Raw genomic sequence first — 19,431 nt, 5'->3', positions numbered from 1 at the left:
CGATTTCTATGGACAAGCGGGGTGAAACCGGCCGGGAGTTCTGGCGGGCCGTCCTGGTCGCGGGCGGCGCGACCGCGATCCCGCGGTGGACGCTCGACCCGGCCCCGGGCGTCGCCGAGCACGTCGCGATCCTCGATGACGACCTGGCGGCAGCGGTGCGCCGGCTGGCCGATGGGCTGCGGCTGCCGCTGCACTCGGTGGCGCTGGCCGCGCACGCGAAGGTGCTGGCGGCGCTGTCCGGCGAGCAGGACGTGGTGACCGGCTACGCGGCCGGGCCGGGTGGGCGGCCGCTGCCCTGCCCGCTTACGACCGGAGCCCGCTCATGGCGGTGGCTGCTGCAGGACACCGCTCGGGTTGAGGCGGACCTGCTGCAGCACGGGGACTTCGCGGTGGGCGAGCTCGAGAGTGAGCTGGGCGTGGCCGGGCCGGCGTTCGAGACCGAGTTCGACCCGGTCGGCAGCCTCGACACCGTTGGCGAGATCGACAATGGCCTCGCCGGGGACGTCGTGCTCCGGGTAACGCTCGCGACCCCGGGCGGCCGGCTCGCGCTGCACCTGCGCTACCGCACCGACGCGCTCGATGCGGACAGCGCCGAGCGGATCGCCGGCTACCACCTCACCGCCCTCGCGCTGATGGTCGCCGACCCGGACGCCGAGCACGGGCCGGCGAGCCTGCTGTCGGCGGAGGAGCTGCGTTTCCAGCTCGACGGGCTCGCGGGGCCGCGCCGCGAGCTGCCGGACCGCCGCTTCCACGAGCTGTTCGAGCAGCGCGTGCGGATGCATCCGGACGCCGTCGCGGCCGTGCACCGCGACCGGCGCTGGACCTACCGGGAGCTCAACGCCCACGCCAACCGGCTGGCACGAGCGCTGCTGGCGCGTGGGCTGCGCCGCGAGGGCGTGATCGCGGTGGTGACCGAGCGGAACCTGGACTGGATGGCCTCCGTCATCGCGATCTTCAAGGCCGGTGGTGCGTATCTGCCGATCGAGCCGCACTTTCCGGCCGACCGGATCGCGACCACGCTGGCACGGGCCGAGTGCACGCTGGTGCTGACCGAACTCGGCAGCACCACCATGCTCGACAAGGCCCTCGACACGCTGACCGGCGTGCAGACGATCATCCTCGAGGAGGCCTGCGGCGAGGGCCATGCCGACGACGACCTGGGCGTCGCAGTGGCGGCCGACCAGCTCGCCTACATCTACTTCACTTCCGGCTCCACGGGCGAGCCCAAGGGCGCGATGTGCGAGCACGCCGGCCTGCTCAACCACGTCTACGCCAAGATCGACGACCTCGGGGTGGGCCCGGCGCACGGTGCGCCCGTGGTCGCCCAGACCGCGCCGCAGTCCTTCGACATCTCGCTGTGGCAACTGGTGTCGGCGCTCCTGGTCGGGGGACGAACCCTGATCGTCGAGCAGGAGGTGATCCTCGACGTCGAGCGGTACGTCGACACGATCGTCCGCGGCCGGGTCGGCGTCCTGCAGGTCGTCCCGTCCTATCTCGAGGTCGTGCTGACCTACCTCGAGCAGCATCCCCGGAAGTTTCCAAGCCTGCGGTGCGTGTCGGCCACCGGCGAGGCGCTGAAGAAGGAGCTCGTGCAGCGCTGGTTCGGGTTGCACCCCGAGATCAGGCTGGTCAACGCGTACGGGTTGACCGAGACCTCCGACGACACCAATCACGAGGTCATGACGCGGGTGCCCGACTCCGACCGGATCCCGCTCGGTCCCCCCATCCACAACGTGCACGTCTACGTTGTCGACGAGCACCTGTCACCAGTGCCCCTCGGTGCCCCTGGCGAGATCGTCTTCTCGGGCGTCTGCGTCGGCCGCGGGTACGTCAACGATCCAGAGCGCACCCGGCGAGCCTTCATGGCCGACCCGCACCGGCCGGGCCAGCGCCTCTACCGCGGCGGCGACCACGGCCGCTGGTTGCCCGGGGGCAAGCTGGAGTTCCTCGGCCGCCGGGACACCCAGGTCAAGATCCGTGGCTTCCGGATCGAGATCGGCGAGATCGAGAACGCGCTGCTGCGCGTCCCGGGTGTCCGTGACGGTGCGGTGGTGGTGGTCGAACGGGCCGACCAGGGCAAACACCTGGTGGCCGTCTACTCGGGCGAGCGGCCGGTCGAGGTCGACGTCATGCGGGACCGGCTGGGTGCGTCGCTGCCGAGGTACATGGTTCCGTCGGCATTCCACTGGCGGGACCGCCTTCCGCTGACCCCGAACAGCAAGATCGATCGGAAGGCGCTCACCGCGCTCGCCGCAGAGCTCGGCGCGGTCGACGTGGGTTCCGAGGGGCCGAGCACGCCCACCGAGCGACGCCTTGCGGCCGCGTGGGCGCAGGTGCTCGGCATGCGCGAGGAGCAGATCGGCCGGCGGGACCACTTCTTCGATCTGGGTGGCACGTCGCTCTCGGCGGTGAAGCTGGCGATCGCCCTGAACCGAGCGGTGTCCCTCGAGGACATCGCCGAACACCCGATCCTCGCGGACATGGCCGGGTCGCTGCACCGAGAGCACGCCCCCGAACTGCTGACCTCCTCCGGGGGGAACTGAAAGGAGATCGAGATGTCGTCCTCGCCATCGTTGCTGTTGGACGTGGATCTGCAGCCCGGCAGGGTGCCGTTGCTGCGAGCCGATGCCACTGGCGACGGACCGGGCTGGGCGGCCGCGCACCGCAACGCCTTGCGCGCCGTCGTCGCCGAGCACGGAGCGGTCCTGGTCCGCGGTCTCGGGCTTCGCGACGCGGCCGAGGTCGCTGCCGTGTTCCGTGGGCTGGCCAGCGGCGGCCTGATGACCGAGAGGGAGGCGTTCGCGGAGCGGCAGACCTACGCCGAGGGCGTGTACTCCTCGTCGAAGTGGCCGTCGAACCAGCCGATGTGCATGCACCACGAACTGAGCTACCGGCTCGAGTTCCCCGGCCTGATGCTGTTCGGGTGCCTGTCCGCGCCCACCGAGGGCGGGGCGACCGCTGTGGCGGACTCGACGGCCGTGCTCGACGCGCTGCCCGGTGACCTCGTCGAACGGCTCGAGCGGGAGGGCTGGATGCTCGTCCGCACCTACAACGAGGTGATCGGCGCGTCGGTCGGCGAGGCGTTCGGCACCGATGAGCGTGGCGCGGTCGAGACCTATTGCCGCGCAAATGCGATCGAGTTCGAGTGGCGGCCCGACGGCGGCCTGCGCACCTGGCAGCGCCGCAGCGCGGTGGTGCGCCACCCGCTCACCGGCGACCGCTGCTGGTTCAACCAGATCGCCTTCCTCAACGAGTGGACGCTCGACCCCGAGGTGCGCGAGTTCCTGGTCGACACCTACGGCGCCGAGGGACTGCCGTTCACCACCCGCTTCGGGGGCGGCGACCCGATCGGAGAGGACATCGTGGAGCTGCTCAACGAGGTCTACAAGGCCAAGACCGAGCGGGAGCCATGGCAGGCCGGCGACCTGATGCTCGTCGACAACATCCGCCGCGCACACAGCAGGGAGCCCTTCACCGGACCGCGTGAAGTCCTGGTCGGGATGGCCGACCCGGTGCGCCTGGCCGACTGCTCGCCGACCATCGAGGTGAGAGCCGGATGACCACATCCATCGTGCGACCGTTCGCGGTCATCTCCGGTTCCCAGGTCCAGCATGTGCTGCGAGGGCGCGAGAAGCAGATCGTGGAGCTCGTCGAGGCCGCCTACCGGTTGGACGGCGCCGGTGAGACGCTGAACCCGCCGTCCTATTTCCTGCGATTCCCCGAACGCCCGGCCTCGCGGATCATCGCCCTGCCGGCATCGCTGGGTGGGACTTTTCAGGTGACTGGCCTGAAGTGGATTTCCAGCTTCCCGGAGAATGTAGCGCGGGGGATCCCACGGGCTTCGGCCGTGCTGATCCTCAACGATCCCGACACCGGCTATCCGTTCGCCTGCCTGGAAAGCTCGATCATCAGCGCGACCAGGACGGCAGCGTCCGCGGTGTTGGCGGCGGACTGGCTCAGCCGCGGCCGCGAGCGCCCGACGCGTGTAGGCTTCTTCGGGGTGGGGCTGATCGCCCGCTATATCCACACCTACCTGTCCGGCACCGGCTGGTCGTTCGACGAGATCGGCATTCACGATGTGTCCGCCGAGAACGCCCGCGGTTTCCGTGGGTACCTCGAGCGGTCCGGCACCAGCGGTCGGATCACGGTTTTCGAGAGTCCGGATCAGCTGATCCGGTCGTCCGACCTGGTGGTCTTCGCAACGGTCGTCGCACAGCCGCACGTCAGGGACGTGTCGTGGTTCGCACACAACCCGTTGGTGCTGCACGTGTCGCTCCGCGACCTCGCGCCACAGATCGTGCTCGCCTCGACCAACATCGTCGACGACATCGACCACTGCCTGAAGGCCGACACCTCGCCGCACTTGGCCGAACAGCTCACCGGAAACCGGGACTTCCTGCTCGGGACGTTGGCCGACGTGATGGCCGGGCAGGTGACGATCGACGAGGGCCGGCCGGTGGTGTTCTCGCCGTTCGGGCTCGGTGTGCTCGACCTCGCGGTCGGCAAGTACGTCTACGACGAGGTGACCCAGTCCAGTCAGTTGCACGTCATTGGAGACTTCTTCCACGAGCTACGCCGGTACGGGTAGGCGGCCGGTACACCATTTCATGGGGAGGGGGATATTCGTGCCAGTTATATCAGTTCCACAGGCCTTCAACGAGGAGGAGCTCTACGTCGACCTCCAGTCGATCCTCGAGCACCCACTCTTCTTGAAATGCGAGGGCTTCAACTTCGCCGGGTCGATCAAGCTGAAGGCAGCGACCGAGATGGTGGAGGTTGCCGAGCGGGAGGGCGTCCTGACACCAGATTCGGTGCTGGTCGAATCGTCGTCCGGCAACCTGGGCGTGGCGCTCAGCACGGTCGCGGCGAGCAAGGGCTACCGGTTCGTGTGCGTGACCGACTCCCGGTGCAACCTGGCGACGCGGCGGCTGATGGTTGCGTTGGGCAGCCAGGTCCACATCATCGCCGAGCCGGATCCCATCGGTGGCTTCCTCGGCGCACGGCTGGACTACGTGCGGGCGCTGTGCGCCTCCGACGACCGGTACGTGTGGCTCAACCAGTACATCAACCCAGCCAACTGGCTGGTGCACTACCGCACGACGGCACCGGCGATTGCGCGTCAGTTCCCGCGGCTGGACGTGCTGTTCGTCGGCGCAGGCACCGCCGGGACCCTGATGGGCTGTGCGCGCTACTTCCGGGAGTGGCATCGGCGGGTGCAGGTCGTCGCCGTGGACAGCGTCGGCTCGGTGACCTTCGGGGAGGCGCCGGGCCGGCGGATGATTCCCGGGCTGGGCACCAGCATCCGTCCACCGTTGCTCGATACGTCCTACGTGGACGATGTGGTCCGCGTCGAGGAGACGGACACGGTCCGCGCCTGCCACCGGCTGGCCAGGCACGGGTTCATGTTCGGTGGATCCACGGGCACCGTGGTCAGCGGTGCGACGAGCTGGCTCACCCGCAACGGCGCGCCTGGCGTCACTGCGGTGGCGATCGCCCCGGACCTCGGCGACCGCTACCTCGACACCGTCTACCAATCCAACTGGGTGGAGGACCTCTATGGCCCAGAGGTGCTCGACTTCGCTGACCTCAGCACCGCCCACGGGCCGGGCTGACGCGCAATGAGTTGTCGAACTCCCGCGTCCATGGCCCGGGCGAGCCGGCCCTGCCCGCGGAGACGAGCGGCCGCGGCGCAGGGGCTGGGACTCGTCGGCTGCCAGGCGACAGGAACAGGAAGGAATCCGCCGAAATGATCATTCGGTGGCCGGACCTCGTCGCGAGGTCCGCCCAACGCAACCCCTGCGCGCCCGCCCTGACCGCGCGGACGACCACGATCTCCTACGCCGATCTGCACGAACGGACGGAGCTCGTGGCCTGCGGCCTCCGCGACATCGGGCTCGATGGTGGCGAGCGCGTCGCGATCTTCCTCGACAAGAGGATCGAGACCGTCGTGGCGCTGCTCGCCTGCTCGCGAGCCGGTGGCGTGTTCGTCCCGGTGAACCCCGTGCTGCGGGCCAGGCAGGTACGGCACATCCTCGACGACTGCGCCGTGCGGGTACTGGTGACCTCCACGGACCGGCTGCGGGCCCTGCGCGCCGAGCTCGCCGCCTGCAAGTCGCTCAGCCACGTCCTCGTGCTGGGCGACTCGTTCGGTGAGGACGAGGAAGCCCCGTACCGCGTGCTGCCCTGGTCGGAGGTCGCCGAACGCTCGAGCCAGGCCGGGTGTCCTCCGACGGGTGGCGTGGACACGGATGTGGCCGCGATCCTCTACACGTCGGGGAGCACCGGAGCTCCGAAGGGTGTCGTGCTGTCGCACCGCAACCTCGTCGTCGGCGCGGAGAGCGTCAGCACCTACCTGAACAACATGGCAGAGGACCGGATCCTCGCCGTTCTCCCGCTGAGCTTCGACGCCGGACTGAGCCAGTTGACGACCGGCTTCTGCGTCGGCGCCCACGTGGTGCTCGCCGACTACCTGCTCCCGGGGGATGTCGTCCGGCTGTGCGCGGAGCACCGCATCACCGGGCTGGTGGGTGTACCGCCCCTGTGGATACAGCTCGCGGCCCAGACGTGGCCATCCGAGGCCGTGGCCGGGATGCGCTACTTCGCGAACACCGGGGGGCGGCTCCCGCGCGTTACCCTGCAACGACTGCGAGCGATCTTCCCGACCGCGGCGCCGTACCTGATGTACGGCCTCACGGAGGCGTTCCGCTCCACGTACCTCGATCCACGGGAGGTCGACCGGCGGCCGGGTTCGATCGGCCAGGCCATCCCGGATGCCGAGATCCTCGTGGTCCGGGAGGACGGCGGCCTGTGTGGTCCGGGCGAGCCGGGTGAGCTGGTGCACCGCGGGCCGCTCGTCGCGCTGGGTTATTGGAATGACGCGGAGCGCACGGCCGAGCGGTTCCGGCCGCCGCCGAACCGTCCGGTCGAGCTGTGCACGCCCGAGCTGGCGGTCTGGTCCGGCGATGTCGTCGTCCGCGACGAGGAGGGCTTCCTGTACTTCGTCGGACGGCGTGACGACATGATCAAGACGTCGGGGTATCGGGTCAGCCCGCAAGAGATCGAGGAAGTGGTCTACGAGACCGGACTGGTCCACGATGCCGTCGCGCTCGGCCTCGAGGACGAGGCGCTCGGCCACCGGGTCGTCCTCGTCGTGACCCCCTGCGATCCCGCCGCCTTCGACGCGACCGCGGTGACCGCGCGCCTGCGGCAGGAACTGCCCACCTACATGGTGCCCGCCGAGGTGGTGGTCCGCACCGCCCTGCCCCGATCGCCGAACGGCAAGTTCGACCGGGCGGCCCTTCGCCACGAGCTCGCCGGCTCCCGTGCTCAGGAGCTCGCTCGAGATCCCCGCCGCCGACGGCCATCCCACCCGCCGGCCTCTGTTCCCAGGACACCCGACACCGATGGAGCTACCGATGTAGATCGCAGGCCGCCGGGTTCTGCACGACCGATGAGGAGAACCAGATGAGCCGCTCGCCAGAGATCTCACAGGCGATTTTCGAGGACGTCAAGGCGGTCGTGGTGACCACGCTGGACATCGAGGACCAGGCCGACGACCTCGGGCCGGAGACGGGCCTGCACGGCAATCTTCCCGAGCTCGACTCGCTCACCGTTGTCAAGCTCATCGTCGCCCTGCAGGAGCGGTTCGGGATCGAGATCGAGATCGACGAGATGAAGGGCGACATCTTCGGCACCCTCGGGCGGCTCACGGCCTTCGTGGAGTCCAAGGTGCGCTGAGAGCCGCACGGCGGAGTCAAGTGCTGAAGATGCGCCACGGCCTGACAGCCGCGGACCGACCTCATGGCCTCCGGACCAGAAGGTGAGTTCTCATACAGGAGGGGTAGGGCGTGGTGCCTCCAGGCGTGCACCTACGGGAGATCACTGACGACAACCGGGATGCGGTTCGTGCCCTCCGTGTCCGGCGCGACCAGAAGCAGTTCGTCGCCTCGGTGTCCAAGTCGCTCAAGCACGCGGCAGCGACGCCGGAGGCCAATCCCTGGTACCGCGCGGTGTACCGCGGCGACGAGCCGGTCGGCTTCGTGATGCTGGCGTGGAACCCGTCGGCTGGTCCTTTCACGGGGCGGCACTTCCTCTGGCGCCTCCTCATCGACAAGCGGTACCAGAGGCGCGGGATCGGTTGGGAGGTGTTGACACAGATCGCCGAGCTGGTTCGAGCCGATGGCGCCGCAGAGCTGCTGACCAGCTACGAGCCTGGAGAAGGCGAACCGTGGCCCTTCTACCGGCGGTTCGGCTTCCGGCCCACCGGTGAGATCGACGACGGCGAGATCGTCTTGCGGCTGGCGCTGTCCGCTCGCTGAGCGCAAATCGGGGAGCGACTCGCGCGGTCGCCGATGCCGTTGCTTGCTCCGCCGTGTCGACGGAAACCGCCTCGGCTGACTCGGATCGTGCTCCCGACCTGCCGCCCACATCCGCAGGTCGGGCGAATCGGCGGCCTCGTCGACCGGTTCACCTTCTACGCGCCCTACGCGCACGACCCTCCCGTCACGCCCGCCACGGAGGCGCTGCAGCGGGAGTGATCCGCTGCCGGACGTGTGAGGCGATCACTCGCGGGTACGCGCTCGGCGGAACCTGTCGCCGGCATGCTGGGGGAGGCGGTGTCTGCCGTAGCCGCGGGGCAACGGGCCCCGATGGGCGTCCGTCCGGACGAGAAGGGTGTCGTCCTCGAGTCCGCGGAACTGGGCCGGGACGTCCGATGGCGTCCCGGCGAGCGCCTCGAGCAGCTGTTCGAAGAGCAGTGCGACCGGATGGACGAGGCCCACCTCGCGGTGGACGCCGGGGACGAGACGCTGACGTACCGGCAGCTGGACGCCCGGGCCAACCGGTCGGCCCGGTACCTGCTGGTAGGCCCGGCCCGGTGCGGCCGGCTGCGCCGGTTCCTGTTCGCGTCCGCGCAGCTGGTGGGCGTGCTGGTCTACGCGCCGATCCTGCTGGCCCTGCTGCTGCCGGTGATCACGGGCCTCCCGCTGATCGCCGGGACCTGGAGCGAGGAGGTCACCGCCGGGACGTCGGTGAGCTTCCACCTGGACGCGCTGGCCCACACCGCCGTGCTGTACGCAGGAGGCCTGCTGCTGGGTCTCGCGCTCATCGTGACCGTGCCGCGCCTGCTGAACCTCGGCCTGCGGGGAGTTCTCGAGCACGTCGTTCCGGGTGCGGCGCGCCGCGCTCGGGGACCGCAGCTTCCTCGGCAACAACATCGCCTATCCCGCGGGCGGCCGGACGGGCGAGAACTGCCTGCTTGGCACCAAGGTGATGGTCCCGCTGGACGGCGAGGTGCGCGAGGGGGTCGGCCTGCTCGGCTCGCCGAGCTTCGAGATCCCCCGCACCGTGGCGCGCGACCGCGCGTTCGACCACCTCGAGACCGGCGATGAACGGCGCAGGCGCATGTGGGCGAAGATCCGGCACAACGCCGTGACGGCGGGGATATTCCTGCTGGCCAACGTCGTGAACCTGTACGTCGTCGGCCTGATCGGTCTGTTCGCACTGGACGACTACCGACGGTTCGGGATCCTCGCCGTCGCGGCGGCCACGCTCGTCTCGTTCGTGGTCAGCATCGCGTTCTTCGTGCTTCTCGAACGTGCGGTCACGTTGTTCCGGGCCATGCGGCCGCGGTTCTGCTCGATCTACGACCCGTGCTTCTGGTGGCACGAGCGATTCTGGAAGATGAGCGGCGGGGCCTACCTCGCGGTGTTCAACGGCACCCCGATGAAGAACCTGCTGTGGCGGGCGCTCGGGGTGCGGATCGGGCACAAGGTGTTCGACGACGGCTGCGCCATTCCGGAGAAGACCATCGTCACGATCGGCGATCACGCATCGCTCAATGCCGGGAGCACGATCCAGGCCCACTCGCTCGAGGACGGCACGTTCACGTCCGACCGCATCACGATCGGCCCGGGCTGCATGCTCGGCACCTACGCGTTCGCGCACCACGGGGTCACGATGGAGGGAGGCTCGGTGCTCGACGCCGACGCTTTCCTGATGAAGGGTGAGGACGTGCCGGCACGGGCCAGGTACCGCGGGTACCCGGCGCGGGAGGCAGCGGACCGATGACGGTGCGGCACGGCCGGGGACGGGTGGTGGCCGCCGCGGCCCTCGCCGTGGCGGTGGCTGCCGTCGGCCTGGTCCTGGCAGGGCGCAGCTCCGACCCGTCGGACATCCCGATCGCGGACCGCTGCGTCGCCGAGCAGGGCGCGGAGCAGCGGGACGTGGACACCGACGACAGCCCGGAGGCCCCGTGGGTCCACGTGCCGGGGCAGGAGATCACGGTCTACTTCGCGACCGGGGACCTGCCGTCCCGCTACGCCGGCTTCGTGGCGCACGGAGCCGCTCTCTGGTCGCGGAGCCCGTGCATCGAGGCCGTCGCCGTCGACGAGTGCCCGGACGGGTCGAACTGCTCCGCCGTCGTCGCGAAAGCCCGGGAGGACCGGCACAGCGATGACACCGACGGGGAATCCGAGGGCGTGGATCGACGCGGGGTGCGGCTCGCCAACACGATCCACCTCTACACCGATGTGCTCGACGGAGAATCCGACAACGGCGCGCTGGCCACCGTCGTGCACGAGATGGGGCACGCGCTCGGTCTGGTGCACCGTGACGACCCGGACTCGGTGATGAACGCCGAGACCGGAGAGGACACGGATCCGCGGCCGGACGCGCTCGACTTCGCGAATCTCGTCGTGCTCTACGGGGCGCAGGCCGGTTGAACACGTTCCGGAACGGGAACGCTTTCACCACGTAACCTGCAGAAGGAGCCACAATGCTCGCTGTCGCCGCAGCTGTCCTCTTCGGCCTCGCCCTCCTGTTCGAACTCGTCGGAATCTCCGTCCAGGTGATCACGAGCACGCTGCTCGTCACCGCGGGCCTGTTCTGCCTCGCCCTGTACTTCGCCGGTGTCGGTTCGCGTCAGGTGACCTACCGCCGCCGCGCCCACCGCTGATCGCCGAAACCGCTCGACCCCGCCGCCACCATGACCGGGTGGGGGCGGGGTTCGGGCGGTTGTGGGCGGGTGGGCCGCGGTCGTCGCGCGACGGGCGCCGTCGTGTACCACGGCGCTGTTCCTCGCCTCTGGGGCATCCTCGCGGTCTCCTGGCGCCAGCGGGTGGTGCCCGACGTGCTGCGCGGGCACGTCAACAGTGGCTACTTCCCGTTCTCCGTTGGCGACGCGGCCCTGGGTGCGCTCGGCGGGGGGCGTCGTCCGCGGCCTGGGGACCACGGCGCCGTTCTGGTTCGCGTTCGGCGGCATGGTCGTGCTCACGACCGTGGCGTGGCGGCGCTTCAGCCCCGCATTGCTGGACGCTGGTGCCGCCAGCTGAACTCCGGCTCGTAGCCCAGCACCCGGCGCGCCTTGTCGATCGACAGCATCGTCTCGTGCTCGCCGAGCTCCTTCGTGACCGGCACTCCCGGGTAGACCTCGGCCGCGAGGTCGGCGCTGCGCCGCGACATCACGGTGTCGGCGTTCGCGATCACGAACACGTCCACTCCGGTGGCCTCGTGCTCCAGCGCCCTGCGCACGGCCTGGGCACCGTCGCGGCCGTCGATGTAGGACCAGAGGTTCCACCGGCGCAGCTGCGGGTCGGCGTCGAATCCGGGGAAGCGCGCGTAGTCCTCGGGGTCCATCACGTTGGAGAACCGCAGCCCGATCATCTTCATCTCCGGCACCCACCGGCAGAAGTGCCGCGCCATCTCCTCCTCGAGGCTCTTGACCAGCGAGTAGGTGCTCTCCGGCCGCACGGCGTACTCCTCGTTCACCGGGATGTAGGGCGGCGGCACGTCGAACGGCAGCCCGAGCACCGTCTCGCTGGACGCCCACACGACGTTCCGGATGCCCACCGCGCGGGCGGCGGCGAACACGTTGTAGGTCGCGGTGATGTTGTTCGAGAACGTCGCGGCGTTCGTGGTGAGGCCGGGCGCGGGGATCGCGGCGAGGTGCACGACCGCGTCGACGCCGTCGTGGCGGTCGTCGACGGCGGTGAGGGCCTCGAGGACCTGGCCGTGGTCGGTGAGGTCGACGCGCACCGACACGGCGGCCGCCGTCTCCCGGTCCGGCACGCGGTCGAGCGCCACGACCCGGTAGCCGTGCTCCTGGAGGTGGCGCACCACGTGACGGCCGAGCTTCCCGCTGCTGCCGGTGACGGCGACGGTGGTCATGGTGCCTTCTCTATCACACGATCAAGATGTATCTGCGGCAGATCTACTCTGCCGCAGAGGTATATGGTGGCCGCATGGTCACCTCCACGGCGCCGACATCCGACGCCGTCTCCGAGACGCTGATGCCCGCCGTCGGTGCGGTGCGCCGGCTGCTGCGCAGGCTCGCCGGGCCCGTCGTCATGAGCGGCGCATCTCGCGAGATCTCGACGTCGCAGCGCGAGGTGCTCATGATGGTGAGCAAGCGCGCGGGCAGATCCGTCGCCGACATCGCCGACGAGCTGGGGCTGGCACCCAACAGCGTGTCGACGATCGTCACGCAGCTCGTCGGGGCCGGACTGCTGGTGCGCGAGACCGACCCGCAGGACCGCAGGGTCGGCCGGCTGACCCTCACCCCGCGCGCGCAGGAGGCCCTCGACTCCGCCCGGGCCCGCAGGCGCGGGGTGCTGCACGAGGCGCTCGACCGGCTCACCCCGCGCCAGCTCGCCGACCTCGCCGCCGGCATCGACGCACTCGAGGCGCTGGCCGAGGAGCTTCGCCACCTGGAGCGGGCCCGGTGACCGCGGCGGCCGTGGAGTGCACCGGACTGGTGCACCGGTTCGGGGAGACCGTGGCCGTCGACCACCTCGACCTGCGGATCCAGGCGGGCGAGGTGTTCGGCCTGCTCGGGCCCAACGGCGCCGGCAAGACCACCACGATCCGCGTGCTGAACACGCTGCTGCCGGTGCAGGAGGGCAGCGTGCGGGTGTTCGGCCTCGACGTCGGCCGCCGGGCCACCGACGTCCGCAGGCACCTGGGCTACGTGCCGCAGCAGCTCTCGATCGAGGCCGCGCTCACGGGGCGGCAGAACGTCACGTGGTTCGCGCGGCTGTTCGACGTCCCGCGCGGCGAGCGGGCGGACCGGGTGGACGAGGTCCTGGACGCCATGGACCTGCTCGCCGTGGCCGACCGCCGGGCCGGCAGCTACTCGGGCGGGATGATCCGCCGCCTCGAGCTGGCCCAGGCACTGGTGAACCGCCCCGCCCTGCTCGTGCTCGACGAGCCGACGGTCGGGCTCGACCCCATCGCGCGGGCGGGCGTGTGGGAGCGGGTGCGCCAGATGCGCACCGACTACGGCATGACCGTCCTGCTCACCACGCACTACATGGAGGAGGCCGACGAGCTGTGCGACACCGTGGCGCTGATGCACCACGGCAGGCTCCAGACCGTCGGCTCCCCCGCCGAGCTCCGCGCCGGGATCGGCCCGGACGCCACGCTCGAGGACGTCTTCCGGCGCTATGCGGGCGCCGGGTTCGACGACCACGGCACCGAGGGGGTGCGCAATGTCCGTCGCAGTCGCACGACCGCGCGCAAGCTGGGCTGAGCCGGTCCGCCTGCTCGCCGCGCGCACCGGCACGCTCGGCATCGTCGAGATGCAGAAGCTGCGCAGCGACTACACCGAGCTCTTCACGCGCATGGTGCAGCCCGTGCTGTGGCTGCTGGTGTTCGGGCAGATCTTCAGCCGGATCCGCGCGATCCCGACCGGCGACCTGTCCTACCTGGCGTACCTGACGCCCGGGATCCTCGCGCAGTCCGCGCTGTTCGTCTCGATCTTCTACGGGATCCAGATCATCTGGGAACGCGACGCGGGCATCCTCACGAAGGTGATGGTCACCCCCACACCGCGCGCGGCGATCGTGATGGCCAAGGCGTTCGCCGCGGGCCTGCGCGGGCTCGCCCCGGTCGTCGTCCTCGTGCCGGTGGCGCTGCTGCTCGGCGTCGGCATCACCCTCAACCCGCTGAAGCTGATCGCGGCCGCGATCGCCCTCATGCTCAGCGCGGGCTTCTTCTCGTGCCTGTCCATGGCGATCGGGGGCGTCGCGCAGACCCGCGACCGGCTGATGGGCATCGGGCAGCTCATGACGATGCCGCTGTTCTTCGCCTCGAACGCCCTCTACCCGATCGAGATCATGCCGACGTGGCTGCAGGTGATCAGCCAGGTCAACCCGCTGACCTACCTGGTGAACGCCCTGCGCGGGCTGCTCGTCGGCGCCCCGGCGAACCTCTGGACCGACTTCGCGGTGCTCGTCGGCGCCGCGGTGCTCGGGATCATCGGGGCCGCGTCGCTGATGGGCAAGCTGGTGCGCTAGTCGCCCCGCTGCTCGAGGAGGGCCGCGATCCGCTCGAGTCCCCCGCCGCGGTCGTCGGGAACGGGCACGACCGGGAGCGTACCGGCGCCGGGCCGCTTCCAGATGGTTCAGCCGTCGAGGAAGCCGAGCACGTGGTCGCGCACCACGGCAGGCTGTTCGAGCGGCGGCAGGTGCCCGGCCCCGTCGACGAGCGCGAGCCTGCTGTCGCGCAGCCGCGAGGTGAACTCCTCGGCGTAGACCGGGCTGACGAGCTTGTCCTGCGCACCCCAGACGAGCAGGGTGGGCGCGGTGATCCGGTGGATGCGCCGGTGCAGGCCCTTCTCCGGGATGGGCCAGATGAAGTGCAGGATGCTCGCCATCCGCATTGCGGTCTCGAACCGGGCCTGCGGGTCGTCGGCCGGTGGGACGACCGCGTCCGCGAGCGGCCCCTCCGGGTCGGCGAGCAGGAGCCCGGGTAGTGCCGTGGGTGGTATCGCGGCGATGTCCGGCACGGGGGCGTCGTCGCGCCAGAACCCGATCGGCGCGATGAGCACCAGCCTGCTCACCCGGCGCGGGTTGTTGGCGGCCAGCTCGGCGGCCACCATGCCGCCGAAGGAGTGGCCGACGACCTGCACGGTGTCCAGGCCCAGCACGTCGAGCAGCTCGTCGTAGAACAGCACGAGCTCCCAGATGCCGGGCAGGTGGGAGAGGTCGTCGGCCGACCCGGCCCCGGGGTGCTCGACGGCGTGGACGGTGTGCCCGGCGGCGAGGGACTCGAGCAGGGGGTCCCAGACGAGGCCGCCCGCGCCGTGCAGGTAGAGCACCGGCCGGCCGGTGCCCGCGACCAGGACGCGGGCCCGGATCGGGCCGACGTCGACGGTGCGTTCCTCGGCCCCCGCGGGCGCTGTGCTGGTGGTGGTCATCGCTCCCCCTCTCAGGCCTGCGACCCGGTGACGGCCCGCTCCGCGGAGCGGTCGGCGGCGCCGGACGGCCACCAGTTGTGGGTCCAGCCCTCGGCGTCCCAGATGTGGCGGATCCGGGGGATGACCTCCTCGGCGAACAGCGTGATGTTCTTCTTCGTCAGCTCGTGCGGCATGGAACCGACCTGCAGCAGCGCGTGCAGGTTGCCCACCCGCAGCGTCTTGGCGAGCTCGACGAGCCGGTCGGCCACCGTGGCCGGGCTGCCGGCGACGATGAAGCCCTCCTCGGTGAGCGTCTTCCAGTTCTTCTCCAGCGCCGCGGCCGCCGCGATGGCGCCCGGCTGGTTGGTCTTGATCGCGAACTCGGTGCTCTTGCGGGTGCGATAGCCCGGGGCCTCGAAGAAGTAGCCCGGGATGTGCAGGCATTTCTTGAAGAAGTAGGAGCAGTGTTCGAGGTACTCCTGCTCGGCGCGCTCGTCGGTCTCGGAGACGCAGATCAGTTGGGCGAACCCGGCGCGGAACGGATTGCGGTCCACCCCCATTTCGTCCATCTTCGCCCAGAAACCGTCCATGAGCTTCTTGCCGAACTTGGCGCCGAAGAAGGACAGGTAGCTGTAGGTGTAGTCGCGGTTGCCGGCCAGCTCCCAGGTCTCCACCGAGCCGCCGCCCGCGAGCCACACCGGTGGGTGGGGCTTCTGCAGCGGCTGCGGCCACGGGTTGACGTAACGCAGCTGGTTGTACTCCCCGTTGAAGCTGAACGGCCCCGGCCGGGTCCACGCCTGGATGATCAGCTCCTCGGCCTCCCGGAACCGGGGCCGGGTCTGCGTCGGCGGCACGCCGTAGCAGAAGTTGACGTCCATCGAGGTGCCCACCGGGAACCCGGCGGCGAGCCGCCCGTTGGACAGGACGTCCAACATGGCGAACTCCTCGGCCACCCGGGTGGCGGGCGAGTACAGGGCGAGCGTGTTGCCCAGCACCATCAGCGCGCTGTTGTTCGGCGTGCGCCGGGCGAGCGCGGCGGCCATCAGGTTGGGCGAGGCCATGAAGCCGTAGCCGTTCTGGTGGTGCTCGTTGACCCCCACCCCGTCGAACCCGAGCCGGTCTGCGAGCTCCAGCTCGTCGAGGTTCCACTGGTAGTACTGCGCCACTTTCCGCGGATCACACAGCTCCGCGTTCGGCGGCGTGACCCAGATACTCTCGTATTTCGTCTCGAAGTCTTCCGGGAGGTCCCGATAGGGCATCAGGTGGAAGAAGATCGACTTCATGGAGATCCTTCCATGAGCGGACGTAGCGGCAGCGATACGGACGCGATCCTCTTCGAGCGAATCATTCGCTTAGCTACCTGTCAATCTCCGTGGGCGCGGGACCCCGTCAGCCGCCGTCGGGGAGGGCGACGCCCGCGGCGGCGGTGAGCCCGCCGTCCACCCGCACCTCGCTGCCCGTCATGAACGACGAGCGCGGCCCGGCGAGGAACGCGCACACCTCGGCCACCTCCTCCGGCCGCGCGGCGCGGCCCAGCGGGTGCGAGCGGCCCCACTCGGCCAGCAGTTCGGCGGGCTCGCGGCCGCCGGCGAACCGGGCCGCCGAGGTGCGCAGCATCGGCGTGTCCACCGAGCCGGGGCACACCGCGTTGCAGCGGATCTGCTCGTGCGCGTGGTCGACGGCGATGGCCCGGGTGAGCGCGTTGATCGCGCCCTTGCTCGCGGAGTAGGCGACGACGTCGGTCTGCGACACGAAGGCCTGCACGGACGACACGTTGACGATCGACCCGCCGCCCGCGGCGCGCATCAGCGGCACGAGGTGCTTGGCGAACAGGAAGATGCTCGTGACGTTGACCGCGAGGACCTCGTTCCACACGGACTCGTCGGTGGTCTCCACGGTGCCGTAGCGCTGGATGCCGGCCGCGTTGACCAGGACGTGCGCGCCGCCGAACTCCCGCTCGGCCCGCTGCGCGGCCTGCTCGGCGGTGGCGGCGCGGCTGACGTCGCCGACCACCTCGGCGACCCGGGCGCCGCCATCGCGCAGCCGGGCCGCCTGATCGGCGAGGGCGGCGGCGTCCACGTCGCAGGCCACCACGGCGGCGCCCGCCGCGGTGAGCCGGGCGGCCACGGCGGCGCCGATGCCGTTCGCGGCACCGGTGACCACGGCGGTCCGGCCCGCGAGCTCCGACGGCGGGGCGGGCACGGTGTTCATGACGACCTCCTGTCGAGCGGCGCGACCCCGGCGGCGACGCCCGTGGCCGCGGGGGACGAGCGGGATCAGGTGAGGGGTGCGGGCCTCGTCCCGCTCGCCTGCGGTGATCCACCGTGGACACTAGGGCGTGTCTGATGGATGAGCTCGAAGAACGAGGTGGACGGTTGCGGCACATCCGCCCGGGTACCGCGGCCAGCGACAACGTCGGCCACCACGAGGAGTTCCATGGACGCGCTGCCCCTCTGGGCCACCGGGCTGATCTTCCTGGCGGCGGCCGCCGCGGTGTGGATCGCGGGGATCTCGCTATCGAACCAGACCGACGTCCTCTCCACCCGCCTGCACCTAGGCACCGCCCTCGGCGGGGTGATCCTGCTCGCGGTCGCTACCAACCTCCCCGAGATCGCCATCACCGCCAGTGCCGCGCTCAGCGGCAACATCGGGGTCGCGGTCGGCAACATCCTCGGCGGCATCGCGATCCAGACCGTCGTGCTCGTCGTGCTCGACGCCTTCGGCAACCGCCGGGGCAAACCGCTGACCTACCGCGCGGCGTCACTGGTGCTCGTGGTCGAAGGCCTGCTGGTGATCGCCGTCCTGGTCGTCGTGGTCGCCGGTTCCCAGCTACCCGACAACCTGATCGCCTTCCGGCTCGGCCCCGCCGCGGTGCTGATCGCCGTGCTGTGGGTAATCGGGCTGCTACTCGTCAAGCGCGCCCACAGCGCCCTGCCGTGGCACGAGTCGGGCGAGGCACCCGACAACCAGCCCGAGCCGCGGGGCCACAGCCGACACAAGACCGAGAAGAACGCCACCGACCGCGGCACCTCCACCGCGAAATCGGCCACGATCTTCGGGGCCGCCGCGCTCGTCACCCTGGTCGGCGGCGTCGTCCTGGAACGCTCCGGCGACGCCATCGCCGGCGACGTCGGTCTGTCCGGTGTGCTGTTCGGCGCCACCGTGCTCGCCGCCGCCACCTCCCTGCCGGAGGTCTCCACCGGCCTGCAGTCGGTCCGACAGGGCGACGACCAGCTCGCCGTCAGCGACATCTTCGGCGGCAACGCCTTCCTGCCGGTGCTGTTCCTGCTCGCCACCCTGCTCTCCGGACGAGCCGTGCTCCCCCAGGCGCAAGCCACCGACATCTACCTCACCGGCGTCGGGATGCTGCTCACCGCCGTCTACATCGCCGGCCTGCTGTTCCGCCCCGCCCGCCGCATCGCCGGCATGGGCATCGACTCGCTGGCCGTCCTCCTGCTCTACGCCGTGAGCCTGTTCGGGCTGTTCGCCATAGCGGCGTCCACGAGCTGACCACCACGCTCCAAGGTTCAGGCCGGGGACAGAGGCGCCGCTTCCACGGATCACCGTTCCTGCTGACGGAGCGCAATGCCCCTGATGACATCTGCCATCTGCGGCCTGGCGCCGTCGTCAGCCAAGCGTCGCGCAGCACAAGTGAGCCGCGAGCAATTGGACCAAGAGCTCGTTTCAGAATGATGCCGCGAGCCGTCGATGACAGATCAGGGCGCAGGTGAGTTGGAGCAGGCCGAGGTGGAGCAGGCGTGCCACCCGCTCCCACAACGAGTACAACACAAGATCATCGATCACGACGGGCAGCGTGGCGAACGCTGCGGTCGGTCCACAGCGGACACGCCGAGATCATTCTGGAACGAGCTCCAAGACGACGACCCCGGAGAAGAGCGACCAGCAGAAGGCTCGTGCGGCGAAGGGTTCCGCCAGCGGGCGACCACCGACGTTCGACACCGCGGCCTACAAGCAGCGCAATACCGCCGAACGCGCCATCAACAAGCTCAAGACCTTCCGTGCGGTCGCGACGCGCACCGACAAACGCGAGTACGTCTTCCAAGGAACCATCGACGTCGCCTCGATCAAGATCTGGCTCCGCCACCCGGTAAATCAAGATCCACCAGACCCACTAGTAGACCGTCGCCGCTAATTGTTTGGGTATAGGTGGCGGAGTTTGGTGCGGGCGTCGGTGGTGGTGAACTGCCAGTCGACCTGGCGTTGGTCGGTGTTGGTGGCGTGTTGCCAGGCGGTGAGTT

The 19,431-nt window shown here is 70.0% G+C and carries 20 protein-coding genes; 16 read left to right on the top strand and 4 right to left on the bottom strand.

The genetic code is table 11. From position 1 onward, the window contains the following. Positions 1-8 precede the first annotated feature (8 nt). From ABEA81_RS12145 to ABEA81_RS12095, 11 genes are all read left to right on the top strand, one after another. Positions 9-2,543: a non-ribosomal peptide synthetase gene (locus ABEA81_RS12145; protein ID WP_345605086.1), complete on the top strand. Its 2,535-nt coding sequence runs from the start codon at positions 9-11 to the stop codon at positions 2,541-2,543. 12 nt (positions 2,544-2,555) lie between these two features. Further along, entirely contained in the window at positions 2,556-3,560 is a 1,005-nt protein-coding gene (locus ABEA81_RS12140) for a TauD/TfdA family dioxygenase (protein WP_345605085.1), read from the top strand. Further along, positions 3,557-4,588 (top strand): 2,3-diaminopropionate biosynthesis protein SbnB, encoded by a 1,032-nt coding sequence (sbnB, locus tag ABEA81_RS12135; protein WP_345605084.1) that lies wholly within the window; start codon positions 3,557-3,559, stop codon positions 4,586-4,588. The genes ABEA81_RS12140 and sbnB overlap by 4 nt, the downstream gene beginning before the upstream one ends. A 37-nt stretch (positions 4,589-4,625) precedes the next feature. Beyond that, on the top strand, positions 4,626-5,612 hold the full coding sequence (gene sbnA / locus ABEA81_RS12130; protein WP_345605352.1) for a 2,3-diaminopropionate biosynthesis protein SbnA: 987 nt from the start codon (positions 4,626-4,628) through the stop codon (positions 5,610-5,612). A gap of 134 nt (positions 5,613-5,746) precedes the next feature. Beyond that, the gene (locus tag ABEA81_RS12125; protein WP_345605083.1) at positions 5,747-7,468 is read left to right on the top strand and encodes an acyl-CoA ligase (AMP-forming), exosortase A system-associated; all 1,722 of its coding nucleotides are present in this window, start codon (positions 5,747-5,749) and stop codon (positions 7,466-7,468) included. After that, a complete protein-coding gene (locus tag ABEA81_RS12120) occupies positions 7,465-7,737 on the top strand; it encodes an acyl carrier protein (protein WP_345605081.1) in 273 nt (90 codons plus the stop codon). The genes ABEA81_RS12125 and ABEA81_RS12120 overlap by 4 nt, the downstream gene beginning before the upstream one ends. 125 nt (positions 7,738-7,862) lie before the next feature. Beyond that, positions 7,863-8,318, top strand: coding sequence for a GNAT family N-acetyltransferase (locus tag ABEA81_RS12115; protein WP_345605080.1), 456 nt, complete (start codon positions 7,863-7,865; stop codon positions 8,316-8,318). Between the two features lie 87 nt (positions 8,319-8,405). Further along, a complete protein-coding gene (locus ABEA81_RS12110) occupies positions 8,406-8,537 on the top strand; it encodes a hypothetical protein (RefSeq protein ID WP_345605079.1) in 132 nt (43 codons plus the stop codon). Positions 8,538-9,168: 631 nt separating this feature from the next. Next, a complete protein-coding gene (locus ABEA81_RS12105; protein ID WP_345605078.1) occupies positions 9,169-10,068 on the top strand; it encodes a hypothetical protein in 900 nt (299 codons plus the stop codon). After that, positions 10,065-10,721 carry a matrixin family metalloprotease gene (locus tag ABEA81_RS12100; protein WP_345605077.1) on the top strand — a complete coding sequence of 219 codons (657 nt, stop codon included), beginning with the start codon at positions 10,065-10,067 and terminating at the stop codon, positions 10,719-10,721. The genes ABEA81_RS12105 and ABEA81_RS12100 overlap by 4 nt, the downstream gene beginning before the upstream one ends. A gap of 53 nt (positions 10,722-10,774) precedes the next feature. Beyond that, positions 10,775-10,954 carry a hypothetical protein gene (locus ABEA81_RS12095; RefSeq protein WP_345605076.1) on the top strand — a complete coding sequence of 60 codons (180 nt, stop codon included), beginning with the start codon at positions 10,775-10,777 and terminating at the stop codon, positions 10,952-10,954. Positions 10,955-11,292: 338 nt separating this feature from the next. Here ABEA81_RS12095 and ABEA81_RS12090 read toward each other — a convergent pair whose 3' ends face one another. Continuing rightward, complete coding sequence (locus ABEA81_RS12090; RefSeq protein WP_345605075.1) at positions 11,293-12,165, bottom strand: NAD-dependent epimerase/dehydratase family protein; 873 nt, start codon at positions 12,163-12,165, stop codon at positions 11,293-11,295. A 74-nt stretch (positions 12,166-12,239) separates the two neighbouring features. Here ABEA81_RS12090 and ABEA81_RS12085 point away from each other — a divergent pair, with 74 nt between their 5' ends. Genes ABEA81_RS12085 through ABEA81_RS12075 form a run of 3 tightly spaced genes read left to right on the top strand, consistent with a single transcriptional unit; the run spans position 12,240 to position 14,291 of the window. Next, the gene (locus ABEA81_RS12085) at positions 12,240-12,722 is read left to right on the top strand and encodes a MarR family winged helix-turn-helix transcriptional regulator (protein ID WP_345605074.1); all 483 of its coding nucleotides are present in this window, start codon (positions 12,240-12,242) and stop codon (positions 12,720-12,722) included. After that, the gene (locus ABEA81_RS12080; protein ID WP_345605073.1) at positions 12,719-13,525 is read left to right on the top strand and encodes an ABC transporter ATP-binding protein; all 807 of its coding nucleotides are present in this window, start codon (positions 12,719-12,721) and stop codon (positions 13,523-13,525) included. Before ABEA81_RS12085 ends, ABEA81_RS12080 begins: the two co-directional genes overlap by 4 nt. Beyond that, positions 13,485-14,291 (top strand): ABC transporter permease, encoded by an 807-nt coding sequence (locus ABEA81_RS12075; RefSeq protein WP_345605072.1) that lies wholly within the window; start codon positions 13,485-13,487, stop codon positions 14,289-14,291. Before ABEA81_RS12080 ends, ABEA81_RS12075 begins: the two co-directional genes overlap by 41 nt. Before the next feature lie 107 nt (positions 14,292-14,398). Here ABEA81_RS12075 and ABEA81_RS12070 read toward each other — a convergent pair whose 3' ends face one another. The 3 genes from ABEA81_RS12070 to ABEA81_RS12060 all read right to left on the bottom strand — a co-directional run bounded on the left by ABEA81_RS12070 (position 14,399) and on the right by ABEA81_RS12060 (position 17,383). After that, a complete protein-coding gene (locus tag ABEA81_RS12070) occupies positions 14,399-15,193 on the bottom strand; it encodes an alpha/beta fold hydrolase (protein ID WP_345605071.1) in 795 nt (264 codons plus the stop codon). An 11-nt stretch (positions 15,194-15,204) separates the two neighbouring features. Beyond that, entirely contained in the window at positions 15,205-16,455 is a 1,251-nt protein-coding gene (locus tag ABEA81_RS12065) for an LLM class flavin-dependent oxidoreductase (protein ID WP_345605070.1), read from the bottom strand. A gap of 106 nt (positions 16,456-16,561) precedes the next feature. After that, positions 16,562-17,383, bottom strand: a complete 822-nt coding sequence (locus ABEA81_RS12060; RefSeq protein ID WP_345605068.1) for an SDR family NAD(P)-dependent oxidoreductase — start codon at positions 17,381-17,383, stop codon at positions 16,562-16,564. A 225-nt stretch (positions 17,384-17,608) separates the two neighbouring features. Between ABEA81_RS12060 and ABEA81_RS12055 the strand changes: the two genes are divergently transcribed. Continuing rightward, positions 17,609-18,682, top strand: coding sequence for a sodium:calcium antiporter (locus ABEA81_RS12055; protein WP_345605067.1), 1,074 nt, complete (start codon positions 17,609-17,611; stop codon positions 18,680-18,682). 304 nt (positions 18,683-18,986) lie between these two features. Further along, positions 18,987-19,325, top strand: coding sequence for a hypothetical protein (locus ABEA81_RS42640; protein ID WP_425570527.1), 339 nt, complete (start codon positions 18,987-18,989; stop codon positions 19,323-19,325). Positions 19,326-19,431: the final 106 nt, after the last annotated feature.

Source organism: Pseudonocardia adelaidensis, from assembly GCF_039543345.1.
Lineage (GTDB): Bacteria > Actinomycetota > Actinomycetes > Mycobacteriales > Pseudonocardiaceae > Pseudonocardia > Pseudonocardia adelaidensis.
Note: the sequence above shows the minus strand (reverse complement) of the source record. Positions and strands in the feature narration are given on the sequence as shown.